This window comes from Kibdelosporangium phytohabitans (assembly GCF_001302585.1).
GTDB classification, from domain to species: domain Bacteria; phylum Actinomycetota; class Actinomycetes; order Mycobacteriales; family Pseudonocardiaceae; genus Kibdelosporangium; species Kibdelosporangium phytohabitans.
Genome location: NZ_CP012752.1, coordinates 11,578,915 through 11,592,556 on the forward strand (window position 1 = coordinate 11,578,915; position 13,642 = coordinate 11,592,556).

12 protein-coding genes are annotated in these 13,642 nt (G+C 68.1%); 3 read left to right on the top strand and 9 right to left on the bottom strand.

The window, feature by feature from the left end:
* Window positions 1-20: 20 nt before the first annotated feature.
* The 8 genes from grpE to AOZ06_RS52165 form a co-directional block, all read right to left on the bottom strand.
* A complete protein-coding gene (grpE, locus tag AOZ06_RS52130) occupies window positions 21-776 on the bottom strand; it encodes a nucleotide exchange factor GrpE (protein ID WP_054296169.1) in 756 nt (251 codons plus the stop codon).
* Entirely contained in the window at window positions 773-2,623 is a 1,851-nt protein-coding gene (dnaK, locus tag AOZ06_RS52135; RefSeq protein ID WP_054296170.1) for a molecular chaperone DnaK, read from the bottom strand. Before dnaK ends, grpE begins: the two co-directional genes overlap by 4 nt.
* Window positions 2,624-2,778: 155 nt before the next feature.
* Window positions 2,779-3,612: a DUF4097 family beta strand repeat-containing protein gene (locus AOZ06_RS52140; RefSeq protein WP_063810612.1), complete on the bottom strand. Its 834-nt coding sequence runs from the start codon at window positions 3,610-3,612 to the stop codon at window positions 2,779-2,781.
* Window positions 3,613-3,872: 260 nt separating this feature from the next.
* A complete protein-coding gene (locus AOZ06_RS52145) occupies window positions 3,873-6,221 on the bottom strand; it encodes a glycoside hydrolase family 65 protein (protein WP_054296172.1) in 2,349 nt (782 codons plus the stop codon).
* Window positions 6,218-6,943: an HAD family hydrolase gene (locus AOZ06_RS52150; RefSeq protein ID WP_157233712.1), complete on the bottom strand. Its 726-nt coding sequence runs from the start codon at window positions 6,941-6,943 to the stop codon at window positions 6,218-6,220. Before AOZ06_RS52150 ends, AOZ06_RS52145 begins: the two co-directional genes overlap by 4 nt.
* 32 nt (window positions 6,944-6,975) lie before the next feature.
* Window positions 6,976-8,109, bottom strand: a complete 1,134-nt coding sequence (locus AOZ06_RS52155) for a serine hydrolase domain-containing protein (protein ID WP_054296174.1) — start codon at window positions 8,107-8,109, stop codon at window positions 6,976-6,978.
* Between the two features lie 62 nt (window positions 8,110-8,171).
* On the bottom strand, window positions 8,172-8,738 hold the full coding sequence (locus AOZ06_RS52160) for a TetR/AcrR family transcriptional regulator (protein WP_054297547.1): 567 nt from the start codon (window positions 8,736-8,738) through the stop codon (window positions 8,172-8,174).
* Window positions 8,735-9,061, bottom strand: a complete 327-nt coding sequence (locus tag AOZ06_RS52165; protein WP_054296175.1) for a DMT family transporter — start codon at window positions 9,059-9,061, stop codon at window positions 8,735-8,737. The genes AOZ06_RS52160 and AOZ06_RS52165 overlap by 4 nt, the downstream gene beginning before the upstream one ends.
* Window positions 9,062-9,165: 104 nt before the next feature.
* Here AOZ06_RS52165 and AOZ06_RS52170 point away from each other — a divergent pair, with 104 nt between their 5' ends.
* The 3 genes from AOZ06_RS52170 to AOZ06_RS52180 all read left to right on the top strand — a co-directional run bounded on the left by AOZ06_RS52170 (window position 9,166) and on the right by AOZ06_RS52180 (window position 12,780).
* Window positions 9,166-11,349 (top strand): (Fe-S)-binding protein, encoded by a 2,184-nt coding sequence (locus AOZ06_RS52170; RefSeq protein ID WP_054296176.1) that lies wholly within the window; start codon window positions 9,166-9,168, stop codon window positions 11,347-11,349.
* Between the two features lie 42 nt (window positions 11,350-11,391).
* Window positions 11,392-11,595 (top strand): hypothetical protein, encoded by a 204-nt coding sequence (locus tag AOZ06_RS52175; RefSeq protein WP_054296177.1) that lies wholly within the window; start codon window positions 11,392-11,394, stop codon window positions 11,593-11,595.
* Between the two features lie 189 nt (window positions 11,596-11,784).
* Window positions 11,785-12,780, top strand: a complete 996-nt coding sequence (locus AOZ06_RS52180; RefSeq protein ID WP_054297548.1) for a cation diffusion facilitator family transporter — start codon at window positions 11,785-11,787, stop codon at window positions 12,778-12,780.
* Here the strand turns inward: AOZ06_RS52180 and AOZ06_RS52185 are convergent.
* Complete coding sequence (locus tag AOZ06_RS52185) at window positions 12,769-13,641, bottom strand: alpha/beta fold hydrolase (protein ID WP_054296178.1); 873 nt, start codon at window positions 13,639-13,641, stop codon at window positions 12,769-12,771. The genes AOZ06_RS52180 and AOZ06_RS52185 overlap by 12 nt on opposite strands.
* Window position 13,642 lies beyond the last annotated feature (1 nt).

Below are 13,642 nucleotides of genomic sequence, written 5' to 3' on the forward strand. Positions count from 1 at the left end.
CGTCCCCTCCCTTCTGCTGCTCAGTTCCGATCCGCCGGGTCGCCATCTGCCTTTTCCTCGGCCGGCTCGACCCATTCCTGTGGCTGTGCCGTGGCCGCGCCGGGCTCGTGGTCGGTCACGGCCACCAGCGCCGGGCGCAGCGTCCGCTCGCCGATCCGGTAGCCGCGGCGCAGCACCGCGGTCACGGTCGGGCCCTGCACGTCCGGGGACGTGTCGTGCTGGACGGCCTCGTGCACGGACGGGTCGAACGGTTCGTTCTCGTGGCCGAACGGCTCGAGCCCGACGCGCTGCAGGGTGGCGGTCAGCTTGTCCGCCACTGCCTTGAACGCGCCGGTCAGGTCGCCGTGCGCAGCCGCCCGCTCGAGGTCGTCGAGCACCGCGAGCAGCTCGTTGACCACCGATGCCTTGGCGCCCGTGACCACGCTTTCGCGGTCGCGGTCCACCCGCTTGCGGTAGTTGGCGTACTCCGCCTGCAGTCGTTGCAGGTCCTTGGTGCGCTCCTCGAGCTGCGTCTTGAGCGAGACCTCTTCGGGGACCGTGTCGGGAACGATCTCGGCCTCGACCTCAGGCACGGCGGCCTCGTCCGGCGCCGCGTGCCTGCCGCCCTCGGGGGCGCCCGCCTCGTCGACGGGCACCTCCTCGGTCACGGTCTTGACCTGACCGGTCTCCGGGTCGATCCGGCGACGGTCGCGCACCACCACTCGTGGCTCCCCTGACTGACCGGTCTGCTCGGTGTCGGTGGAGTTGCTGTTGTCGTGCGGTGCCTGGTCGGTCACTTCTTCTCGTCCTCGTCGACGATCTCGGCGTCAACAACGTCGTCCTTCTGCTGCTGCGCGCCCTGGCCACCGGCCTGGGCACCTTCGCCGCCGCCGGCCGCGTTGGCGGAGGCGTACATCGCCGCGCCCATGGCCTGCGATTCCTGCGACAGCTTCTCGACCGCGGCCTTGATCTTGGCCGTGTCCTCGCCCTTGAGCGCCTCGTTGGCCTCCGCGATGGCCGCGTTGACCTTGTCCTTGGCGTCGGCCGGGACCTTCTCCTCGTTGTCCTTGAGGAACTTCTCGGTCTGGTAGACGAGCGTCTCGGCCTGATTGCGGACCTCGGCCTCCTCGCGGCGGAGCTTGTCCTCCTCCGCGTGCGCCTCGGCGTCCTTGACCATCCGGTCGATGTCCTCCTTGGGCAGCGCCGAGCCGCCCGTGATGGTCATCGACTGCTCCTTGCCGGTGCCCAGGTCCTTCGCCGAGACGTGCACGATGCCGTTCGCGTCGATGTCGAAGGTGACCTCGATCTGCGGCACGCCACGCGGCGCCGGGGGCAGACCGGTCAGGTCGAACGTGCCCAGCTTCTTGTTGTGCACGGCGAACTCGCGCTCGCCCTGGAAGACCTGGATGCCGACGGTGGTCTGGTTGTCGTCCGCGGTGGAGAAGATCTCCGAGCGCTTGGTCGGGATGGTGGTGTTGCGCTCGATGAGCTTGGTGAACACGCCACCCTTGGTCTCGATACCCAGCGACAGCGGGGTCACGTCCAGCAGCAGGACGTCCTTGACCTCACCCTTGAGCACACCGGCCTGCAGCGCGGCACCGACGGCCACGACCTCGTCCGGGTTGACGCCCTTGTTGGGTTCCTTGCCGCCGGTCAGCTCCTTGACGAGCTCGGTGACGGCGGGCATGCGGGTCGATCCGCCGACGAGCACGATGTGGTCGATGTCGCCGAGGTTGACCCCGGCGTCCTTGATCACGTTGTGGAACGGCGCACGGGTGCGGTCCAGCAGGTCGGAGGTGATCCGCTGGAACTCCGCGCGGGTCAGGGTCTCGTCGAGGAACAGCGGGTTCTTGTCCGAGTCGACCGTGATGTACGGCAGGTTGATGTTGGCGCTGGTCGAGCTGGACAGCTCGATCTTCGCCTTCTCGGCCGCCTCGCGGATGCGCTGCAGCGCCATCTTGTCCTTGGTCAGGTCGATGCCGCTGGACTGCTTGAACTTCTCCACCAGCCAGTCGACGATCCGCTGGTCCCAGTCGTCGCCACCGAGGTGGTTGTCGCCGCTGGTCGCGCGGACCTCGACGACACCGTCGCCGATCTCCAGCAGGGAGACGTCGAAGGTACCGCCACCGAGGTCGAAGACCAGGATGGTCTGTTCCTTCTCGCCCTTGTCCAGGCCGTACGCCAGTGCCGCCGCAGTCGGCTCGTTCACGATCCGCAGCACGTTCAGGCCCGCGATCTGGCCCGCTTCCTTGGTGGCCTGCCGCTGCGCGTCCTCGAAGTAGGCGGGGACGGTGATCACGGCGTCGGTGATCTGCTCACCGAGGTAGGACTCGGCGTCCCGCTTGAGCTTCTGCAGCACACGCGCGCTGATCTCCTGCGCGGTGTAGGTCTTGCCGTCGATCTCCTCGGTCTTCCAGTTGCTGCCCACGTGCCGCTTCACCGAGCGGATCGTGCGGTCAACGTTGGTGACAGCCTGGTTCTTCGCCGGCTGACCGACGAGCACTTCGCCGTTCTTGGCGAATGCGACGATGGACGGGGTCGTCCGAGATCCCTCGGAGTTGGCGATGACCGTCGGCTCACCGCCTTCGAGAACGGCGACGACGGAGTTGGTCGTCCCCAGGTCGATGCCGACCGCTCGCGCCATGGAATCCTCCCGGTAGTGTTTCTTCGCCCTTGAGCGTGGATGACTCAAGTCTGCACCCGGGAGTTCTCGCCGGTCAAATCAGACTTGAGCGGGTTCCGCTCAACCTTCCGGACAGGCCAACGAGCGGGGTGCCGGGTTTGTTCCCGGCGCCTCGATCAGCGGTAGTCGACCTGCACGTCACCGCTGCGCGCCTCCAGGTCGAGGACGTATTTCGAGTCCGGACTGGTGTCGACGTTGATCGTCTTGTCGCCGCTGCTCGTGGTCACGTTGGCCCGGTACGCCTGCCCGCGCGGGACCAGGACGTTGATGGTGCCGCTCTGCGCGGTGACCTTCGCGCTCTGCGCGGTGACCATGTCGAGCCGGACGTCGCCGGACGCGCTGCTGATCGAGGCCTTGCCCTCGACACCGGTCGCCTCGGTCCCGCCGGAGTGGGCCTTGATCGTCACGTCGCCCTTGACGCCGTTCACCACCACGTCCCCGGACGACGCCTCGACCACCGCCGACTGGCCGAGGTTGGCCAGCTCGGCCCGGCCGGAGCGCACGTTGACGGTGACCGGACCGGGGACGTCCTTGATCCGGATGTCCCCGGAGCCCGCCCGCACCCCCACCTCCGACATGCCGGTCACCTCGACCTCGCCCGACCTGTTCTCCCCCATGACCTTGGCCGCGGCCGCCAACGTGACCTCGTAGTCGACCGAGCAGTTGTTCTGATCACACTCGTTGAGGACCAGCGTGTCGCCTTCGACCCGGTGGGTCTGCCCGGGCTTGTTGTCGCTGCGGTAGTACACGGTCCGCTTGACCGACGACGTCGCCCCGGTCCGGATCCGCACGGCCCCCGAACCGTTGTCGATCCGCACCGAGGCGATCTTCTGCGTGATGTCGGTGGTGTCGCTGAAATTCGACGAGTTCACGCGGAAACCGTCGCACCCGGACAGCAGGAGCGTGCCCACGCCGATCGCGCAGACCCCCAGCACAACACGACGAGACATGTCCATCTCCTGCTCCCCATCGGCGTTCATTCTCTTGCGACAGCCCGAAACCTAGTGAGCCCGGCGACCGGGGGCATCCGGGACTACCCGGATCCGACCCGGACCGAGAACCCTGAGTGGACCGTCAGCAAGGAAGTTACGCGCAGGGGAAGTGCCGCGCGCTGGAGTTGGCTGCCATTCGCACCTTGGTGGTAGCCCTACCCCCGTTCGGCTCAGTCGTCCGGACGATGGACGCGTTGCCGAAAGGATGACACAAGCCACTACCTGGGGCGACGACGTGCCGGTGCGCGACCGTGCGGCTGCTGGGGCGACGGCAGGCTCGGCGGTTGCGGCACGGGCAGGATCACCGGTTCGGTGCCGAGGGTGAAGGGCTCGCCGTGGTGCGAGAGCTCCAGCGGTTCGCCCGAGTGCAGCCGGTAGGCCACCCGTTCCGGCCGGATCTCCACGCCTATCTTGCTGCCGCGGAACGACATCCGGAAGGTGATCTTGGTCAGTTCCGGTGGCAGGCGCGGCGCGAAGGTCAGCTTCCCGCCGTGGTCGCGCATCCCGCCGAACCCGGCGACCACCGCCATCCACGCCCCGGCGAGCGAGGCGATGTGCAGTCCGTTCTGGACGTTGTCGTGCAGGTCGTGCAGGTCGGTCAGCGCCGCTTCGGCGAAGTAGTCGTACGCCAGCTCCATGTGGCCGACCTCGGCGGCGACCACCGCCTGGGTGCAGGCCGACAGCGACGAGTCGCGGACCGTCAGCGCCTCGTAGTACGCGAAGTTGCGGGCTTTCTCCTCCGGCGTGAAGTCGTCGCCGCACAGGTGCAGCGCCAGGACCAAATCGGACTGTTTCACGACCTGCTTGCGGTACAGGTCGAAGTACGGGTAGTTCAGCAGCAGGGGATACGCCTCGGCGGGCGTGTTCTTGAAGTCCCAGCGGGCGTGGTGGGTGAAGCACTCCGACTGCGGGTGCACCCTGAGTTCCTTGTCGTACAGCACAACCATGTCGTCGGCCGCGTCACGCCAGCGTGAGGACTCCTCGGTGTCCACACCGAGTTCACGCGCCAGCGACGGGTTGTCCTCGACGATCGACGCCGCCGCGCGCAGGTTCCGCCGCGCCATCAGGTTGGTGTAGACGTTGTTGTCCACAATCGCCGTGTACTCGTCCGGCCCGGTCACGCCGTCGATGCGGAAGTTGCCGTGCGTGTCGTGATGACCCAGGCTCATCCACAGCCGTGCCGTCTCGACGAGCAACTCCATCGCGCACTCGTTCTGGAACGGCTTGTCCTGCGTGGCGTTGAGGTAACGCACCACAGCGTCGGCGATGTCGGCGTTGATGTGGAACGCGGCCGTGCCCGCCGGCCAGTAGCCGGAGCACTCGTCGCCGTTGATCGAGCGCCACGGGAACGCGGCGCCCCGCTGGCCCAGCGTCTTCGCCCGCGCCCGCGCTTTGTCCAAAGTGGAGTGACGCCAGCGCAGCGCGTCGCGCGCCGCGTCCGGGATGGTGTACGTCAGCACCGGCAGGACGAAGGATTCGGTGTCCCAGAAGGCATGCCCGTCGTACCCTGGGCCGGTCAGCCCCTTGGCCGGGATCGCCCGCGACTCGCCGCGGGCGCCGGCCTGCAGGACGTGGAACAACGCGAACCGCACCGCCTGCTGGAGTTCCGCGTCACCTTCCACCTCGATGTCCGCGGTGTCCCAGAAGTCGTCGAGGAACGCGCGCTGCTCGGCGAGCAGGCCTTCCCAGCCGGTCTGCAACGCGCCCACCAGCGCCGCGTCGACCTGCGAGCGCAGCGCGGGCGACGACCGTTTGCTCGACCAGCCGTAGGCCATGTACTTGGTCAGGGTCAGCTTGCTGCCCTTGGGGACGTCGGCCGCGATGGTCAGCCGGGCGAGGTCGTCCTCGACGGTCATCTCGGTGCGGACGTTGTCCTCGGCGAGGTCGATCTCGTGGTCCATCGCCGCGGCCAGCCGCAGACCGGACAGCCTGGTGTGGTGGGCGAGCACGGCACGGTAGTCGGCCGCCGCCGCGTGGTCGCTGATCAGCGGTTTGTCCAGGGCGGCCGCCACGCGCGGGTCGTCGGTCCTGGACAGCACTGGTTCGTTGGCGAGCAGGTCGGACTGCACGACCAGCTGGATCTTGTCGTCCAACGGCTCGACGGTGTACTGGATCGCCGCGATCGCGCGCTGGGTGAACGACACCAGCCGCTCCGAGGTGATCCGGACCCGGCGACCGGTCGGCGACTCCCATTCGGTGTGGCGGCGCAGCGTGCCCGAGCGGAAGTCGAGGACGCGCTCGTGCTTCAGCGCGTTGCCGTACCGCATGTCCAGCGGCTCGTCCTCGACCAGCACCCGGATGATCTTGCCGTCGGTGACGTTGACGACTGTCTGGCCGTCCTCGGGGAAGCCGTAGCCCGCCTCGGCGTACGGCAGTTTGCGCTGTTCGTAGAAGCCGTTGAGGTACGTGCCCGGCAGGCCGCGCGGCTCGCCTTCCTCGAAGGTGCCGCGCAGTCCGATGTGGCCGTTGGCGAGGGCGAACGTGGATTCGGTGCGGCGCAAGCCGTCCAGGTCGAGTCCGCGCCAGCGCAGCTGCCACGGCGAGATCTCGTAGCCCGGCGTCGTCATCGTTCCTCCAACAGGTCGGCGAGGTCCTCGACCACCACGTCGGCGCCGTGCGACCGCAGCGCGTCCGCCTGGCCCGCGCGGTCGACTCCGACGACGAAGCCGAACTTCCCGTCTCGCCCTGCCTGGACACCCGACAGCGCGTCCTCGAACACCGCTGCCTCGTCCGGGGAGACGCCCAATGCCTTGGCACCGGCCAGGAACGAGTCCGGCGCGGGCTTGCCGCGCAGGCCCTGCGCCACGATGGTCAGCCCGTCCACCCTGTTCTGGACGAACTTGGCCAGGTCCGCGGCGGCCAGCACGGCCTCGCCGTTGGCCGACGACGTCACCACGCCGATCTTCAGCCCGGCCCGGTGCGCGGCTTCGAGGTACCGCCGCGAACCGGGATACGGCCGGACGCCCTCGTTCTCGATGATCGACAGCAGCAGTTCGTTCTTCCGGTTGCCGACCCCGTTGACCGTCTCGGCGGACGGCGGGTCGTCCGGGTCGCCCTCAGGCAGGTGGATGCCGCGCGCCGCGAGGAACGTGCGCACCCCGTCGGCGCGCGGCCTGCCGTCCACGTAGTCCAGGTAGTCCTGCTCGGAGAACGGCCGCTGTCCCTCCCTGCCTGCCACGAAGTCGTCGAATGTTCGCTTCCAGGCCTGTTTGTGCAGCTCGGCGGTGCCGGTCAGCACTCCGTCGAGATCGAACAGCAGGGCCTTGATCGAATCCGGCAGTCCCATCACACCAGCGAAACTACCCGTGTGCGGTGAATTCCTCAGCGCGTGGCGGCGTCCGCTATCCGGCGAATGCGTTCGCCCGGCCCGGTGGTGGACTTGTCGGTCGCGTTGACCGAGTACACCGCGGTGCGCTCGATCCGGCCTGTCCCTGGCTGGGGACGCGTGGCGAACACACCGCTGGCGTAGCCGTAGCGGGTACCGGTCTTGCCCCACACGGTGACGCCGTTGAAGGTCTCGGTCTGCAGGCCCTGGCTGTAGTTCGCCGGGCGGCCGTCGTCGAAGTTCTTCACCTTCGGCACGGTGAAGAGCCTGGTCATCGACTCCTTGCCGAGCAGACGGCCGCGCAGCAGCGCGCTGATGAACGTGTCCAGCTCCGGCGCGGTGGAGATCAGCCCGCCCGCGGCCCACGGGATGGACTGGTTCATCTCGGTGACGTCGTGCAGTTCGCCGTCGACCGCGAAGTAGCCACGGGCAGTCGGGCCGGGCAGCCGGGGGTCGGCCTCGGGGTAGTAGGTGTGGCACAGGCCAAGCGGGTCGGCGATCCATTCCCGCACCAGACGGGCGTACGACTTGCCGGTGACCTGTTCGGCGAGCAGACCGGCGACGATGTAGTTCGAGTTGCTGTACCGCTGCGCGGTGCCCGGCGTGAACACCGTCGGCTGCTTGATCACCGTGTCGAGGACCTGGCGGGGCGTCCAGTTGTCGAAGCGGTGCTCGAGGACCCACCGCGGTTCGCCCATCTGCGGAATGTCGACGTGCGGTAGTCCGGCGGTGTGGTCGAGCAGCGTGTACACCGGGATCGGCGGGTAGTCCGCGGGCAGGACGCCCGGCAGGTAGCGCTGGACCGGCTGGTTCAGGTCGATCCTGCCCTTGTCGGCGAGCTTGAGCACGAGCACGGCGGTGTAGACCTTGGTGACGCTGCCGATCCGGAACCGGCCGTCCGGCCGGATCGGGCCGCCCTTGTCGATGTCGTACTTGCCCGCTGTGCCCTGCCAGCGCCCTGCGGAACCGGTGATCCGGACGAGCGCGCCCGTGGCCTCGGCGTCGGGTAAGCCCTCCAGCGCCGCTGTCAGGAGGGTGTCGTTGGGCGGCGGCAAAGTGGCTGCCTGTGCGGGCAGTGCCGAGACGCCGACGGCGACAGCGGCGGCGAGCGCGACAACGGTTTTTCTCATGCCGCGAAGCCTTGCGACTCGCGGTGGATACGCCATCCGGGCTGAACCCCGACCGGTCAAGATCAGGGTTTCGAGGGTCGCATCAGGTACGCGACCACCGGTTCGAGCTCGGCCACGGTCGGCGGTTCGTCGTCGATCAGGCCCTGCATGAGCAGTCCGTCCATCCCGGCGAGGAACGCGCGGAACGCCACCTCGTCGTCGTGCTGGACCAGGCTCGTCAGCACGTCGAGCCACAGTCGCGCGGCCGGGCGCAGTGCCGGTTTGCGCGCGGCGAACAGGTAGAGCTCGTACTCGGCCATGGTCCGGCCGCGCTCGGGGCCGAGGGCTTCGACGATCATCTCGGCGACCTCGCGGGCACCCTGACTTCCCCTGATCCTGGCTCGCTCGACGAGGTCGCGCACGGCCGTGGTGAACCCACCGGCGCACCAGGTGAGCGTGGCGGTGAGGAGGTCTTCGAGGCTGGCGAAGTGGTACGTGGTCGACGTCGTCGGCACGCCGGCCTCTTTGGCGACAGTGCGGTGCGTCACGCCCGCGACGCCGTCGCGTTCGATCACCCGCAGGGTCGCCTCGATCAGCTCCTGCCTGCGCCGGTCGCCCCTGGCCTTGCGGCCGTCCGGTTGCGTGATCAGTGCGACCTGCCCAGTTCGAGCAGGACGACGCCACCGATGATCAGCGCGAGCCCGCCGATCATGGTCCACGTCAGCGGCTCCTTGAAGAACAGCACGCCGATGGCCGCGACCAGCGCGATGCCCGCCGCGGCCCAGACCGCGTACGCGACGCCGACCGGGAAACCGTCCTTGAGGAGCTTGGCGAGCACGCCGAAAGCGATCACGTAGCCGACCACGACCACCACCGACGGCACCGGCTTGGAGAAGTTCTCCGACAGCTTCAGCGATGTGGTCGCCGCGACTTCCCCGGCGATGGCGACCGCCAGGAGCAGGTATGGGGGCATAGTGCCAAGTTAACGGGACGATCGTCCCAATACCAAGGCAATTTGAGCGATCCAGATCACGCTGGACTGGTTACTGACGAGTAACCCCGGTTACCTTCAGCCGCATGACAGGCTTGGGGCTGATCCTCGGCATCCTCTGCGTGGTGCTGACCGCGGTCGCGATCGTCATGACCACCATGACGGTGCGGCGCATGCTGGCCACGATCCGGCTGGGCCAGCCGGACTCCACGCGCAACGGCCCGTTCGGCCGGCGCATGGCCGTGATGGTCAAAGAGGTCCTCGGGCACACCCGGATGCTCAAGTGGAGCCACATCGGGGTGCTGCACTGGTTCGTCATGGCCGGGTTCGGCGGGCTGATCCTGAGCGTCGTCGCCGCGTACGGCGAGGTGTTCGTGCCCAGCTGGGACCTGCCGTGGATCGGCCACTGGGGTCCGTACAACCTGCTCGTGGAACTGCTCGGGCTGGCAACGGTCCTCGGCATCCTCGGCCTGATCTACATCCGGCAGAGCAACCACCCCCGGTTCAAGGGCCGCGCGTCGCGGTTCAGCGGCTCACGGATGGGGCGCGCGTACTTCGTCGAGGCGGTCGTGCTGGTCGAAGGCCTCGGCGTGATGGGCATCCGCGCCGCGAAGTACGCCGCGGGCTACTTCGACGTGCCGACCTGGTCGGCGCCGGTCGCCAAGCTGATCGGCTCGGTGCTGCCCGCCGAACCCGCGCTGGTCTCGGTCTTCGCGGCGATGAAGATCTTCTCCGCGATGGTCTGGCTGATCGTGATCTCGCTCAACCAGACCATGGGTGTGGCGTGGCACCGCTTCACCGCGTTCTTCAACATCTACTTCAAGCGCGAGGAAGGCACCGCGCTCGGCAAGGTCAAGCCGATGATGAGCGGCGGCAAGCCGCTGGACTTCGAGGAGGCCGACCCGGAGAAGGACGTCTTCGGCGCGGGCAAGGTCGAGGACTTCTCCTGGAAGGGCTGGCTGGACTTCACCACGTGCACGGAGTGCGGGCGCTGCCAGTCCCAGTGCCCGGCGTGGAACACCGAGAAGCCGTTGTCGCCCAAGATGGTCATCACCCAGCTGCGCGACCACGCGTACGCCAAGGCGCCGTACCTGCTGGCGGGCGGCAAGCGGGACATGGCCGGTGACGAGATCGGCCTCGAGTCGCACGCCGGCATCGACGTCCTGGCGCTGGCCGAGTCGGAGAAGGCGCTCGTCGGCGACGTCATCGACCCGGACGCGCTGTGGTCCTGCACGACCTGCGGCGCGTGCGTCGAGCAGTGCCCGGTGGACATCGAGCACGTCGACCACATCGTCGACATGCGCCGCTACCAGGTGCTGATCGAGTCGAACTTCCCCGCCGAGCTGAACGGGATGTTCAAGAACCTGGAGAACAAGGGCAACCCGTGGGGCCAGAACGCCAAGGACCGGTTGCAGTGGACCGAGGACCTGGACTTCGAGGTCCCGGTGTTCGACGGCAGCCAGGACTTCGAGTACCTGTTCTGGGTCGGCTGCGCGGGAGCGTTCGAGGACCGGGCGAAGAAGACCACCCGCGCGGTCGCCGAGCTGCTGCACATCGCGGGCGTGAAGTACGTGGTGCTCGGCTCGGATGAAGCCTGCACCGGTGACCCGGCGCGGCGCGCGGGCAACGAGTTCCTGTTCCAGATGCTGGCGCAGCAGAACGTGGAAGTGCTCAACGGCGTCTTCGAGGACCGCAAGGTCAAGAAGATCGTTGCGACCTGCGCGCACTGTTTCAACACCCTCGGCAACGAGTACCCGGAGCTCGGTGGCACGTTCGAGGTCGTGCACCACACGCAGCTGCTCAACAAGCTGGTGCGCGAGCGCAAGCTGGTGCCGGTCGCCCCGGTCGCGGAGGACGTCACGTACCACGACCCGTGCTACCTGGGCCGTCACAACAAGGTCTACGAGGCACCGCGCGAGCTGATCGAGTCCTCGGGCGTGTCCATGCGCGAGATGCCGCGGCACGCCGACAAGTCCATGTGCTGCGGCGCCGGTGGCGCGCGGATGTGGATGGAGGAGCGGATCGGCAAGCGCATCAACGTGGCCCGCGTGGACGAGGCACTCGGCACGGCGCCGACGAAGATCGCCACCGGTTGCCCGTTCTGCCGCGTGATGCTCAACGACGGCCTCACCCAGCGCAAGAGTGACGGCCTCGCCGGCGAGCACGTCGAGGTGGTGGACGTGTCGCAGTTGCTGCTCACCGCCGTCAAGCGCGGCCAGCCCGCGAAGACGGCAGCAGAGCCAGCCAAGGAGGACTTGTCAACGACCTGATCGCAGGCGCGTTGACCTCGGCAAGCCGGGTGACCCGAACACATGATCGAGGATGTGGTTTCCGTGGTCGCCGAGGCGGAGAGGATCGAGTCCTTCGATCCGTTGGTGGATCTGTACGGGGTCTGGACCACCGACCTCGCCGAGCGGTACCTGCCCATCGAAGGGGCACCGCCGGCGAAGTCAGTCTGGTCGAGGAGCAGGCGTCGGTTCGGCTGTGGCGGTTGGCCAACGGCGACCACGACCTGATCGCCAAGGAAGCGGCAGGTGGCAGGTTCGAGGCGGATGAGCCGTTCGAGATGTCGTTCGATCCGATCGAGCTTCTGGATCTGCAGGAACCGGTGGCGCCGGTTGCCGATGTTCTTGCAGATTCTCGCCACTCCCCGCTGACGGCCGGTTGTCGTGCGTGCCCAGGTCCTGACCGCCACACTGATGGGCATGGCGCGCGAGACCAAAGAGGACAAACCGGGCGGCGAGAGCACGCTCACCGTCGTACTGGCCCTCGTGGTCAACCTGGCGATCGCGATCATGAAGGCGATCGCCGGGTTGATCACCGGCTCGGCCGCGATGCTCGCCGAGGCCGCGCACTCGGTCGCCGACACCTTCACCGAGGCGTTGCTGCTCACCGCGTTGCGCACGTCCGCACGGCCCGCCGACCGCGCACATCCCTTCGGGTACGGCAAAGAGCGCTACTTCTGGTCGCTGCTGGCAGCCGTGTCGATCTTCGTGTCCGGCGCGGTTTTCTCGTTCTACGAAGGCTTCTCGGCCATCTTCGGCGAACCGGTCGAGCAGGAGTCGCCGGTCGTCGCGTACGTCGTGCTGGCGCTGGCGTTCGCGCTGGAGTCGATCTCGTGGACGCAGGCCGTGCGCCAGACCCGCCGTGACGCCAAGGCCGAGAGCCGCTCGCTGTTCGAGTACCTGCGCCACAGCGACGATCCGACGAGCAAGACCGTCCTGTTCGAGGACAGCGCCGCGCTGGTCGGGTTGCTGATCGCGTTCGCCGGGATCGGGCTGCACCAGCTCACCGGTTCGCAGCTGGCGGACGGCATCGCGTCGGTCATGATCGGTCTGCTGCTCGCGGCCGTGGCGTACCTGCTCAGCCGGACCAACCGGGGCCTGCTGATCGGCCGCCAGGCGGACCCGGTGCTGGTCAAGGCCGTCGGCATGCGGTTGCGGGAGACGCCGGAGGTCGAGGCGGTGGTCGACCTGCTGACGATGACCACCGGCACCGACAGCGTGCTGTTGTGCGCCCGTCTGGACTTCGACGACAAGCTCGGCGCGGCCGACCTGGAACGCGCGTGCGTCCGGATCGAGGCTGACCTGCGGTCGGAGTTCGCCGAGCTGACCGAGATCTTCCTGGAACCGGTGCCGCGCAACGACCCTGACCTGCGCGCCAAGGTTCTGGCGCGCTACGGCAGGGAACTACATGGTTGAGCCCGTTCGCGACCGCGGATCGCGTGTCCGCCACGCGCCGCGGTCGACCGCGCCGACGAATCTGTCCACTGTGGAGTTGAACAGGTCCGGTTCCTCCAGGTTGGCCGTGTGACCGGTCTGCGGCAGCACGGCCAGACCGGACGTGGGAATGGTCCGCTTGAGCATCAGGTCCGGCTCGAGGCAGCCTTCGTCCTCGTCGCCGACCACGATCAGCACCGGCGTGCAGATCCTGGCCAGCTCGTCGGTCAGCGAGTACAGCGACGGACGTGACGCCTGCACGCCGCGCATCGTCAACGCCGAGCCGATCGAGGAGTGCCCGGCCAGCGCGTCGGCGAATTCGGCCCAGCCACGCGGGTTCTTGTTCTGGAACTGCACACGCGCCGGGCCGATCGCGTACGTCTTGGCCACCTCGGCGGCGCCCTTGTGCTCGAACGAGTCCGCGGTCGCGTGGCATTCGGCGCGGAATCCCTCCTGCTTCTCGGGTTGCGCGCCGTAACCCGCGCCCGCCACGACGGCAGAAGCCACCCGGTCCGGGTGCCGCAGCACGAGGTGCAACGTCGTGAAGCCGCCCATCGACAGGCCGACGACGTGCGCCTTCGCCACATCCAGGCCGTCGAGGACAGCGACCACGTCCTTGACCGCGCGTTCCTGCGAGTACGCCGCCGGGTCCGTCGGGACGTCCGACGGCGGGTAACCGCGAGCCGAGTACGTGATGCAGCGGTGCGAGCCGGAGAAGTACCGCACCTGTGGTTCCCAGCTGCGGTGGTCGCCCGCGAACTCGTGCACGAACAGCAGCGGGAAACCGGTTCCGGTCACCTCCGCGTGCAGGGCCACCCCGTCGTCGGTCTCGATGCGGACCACA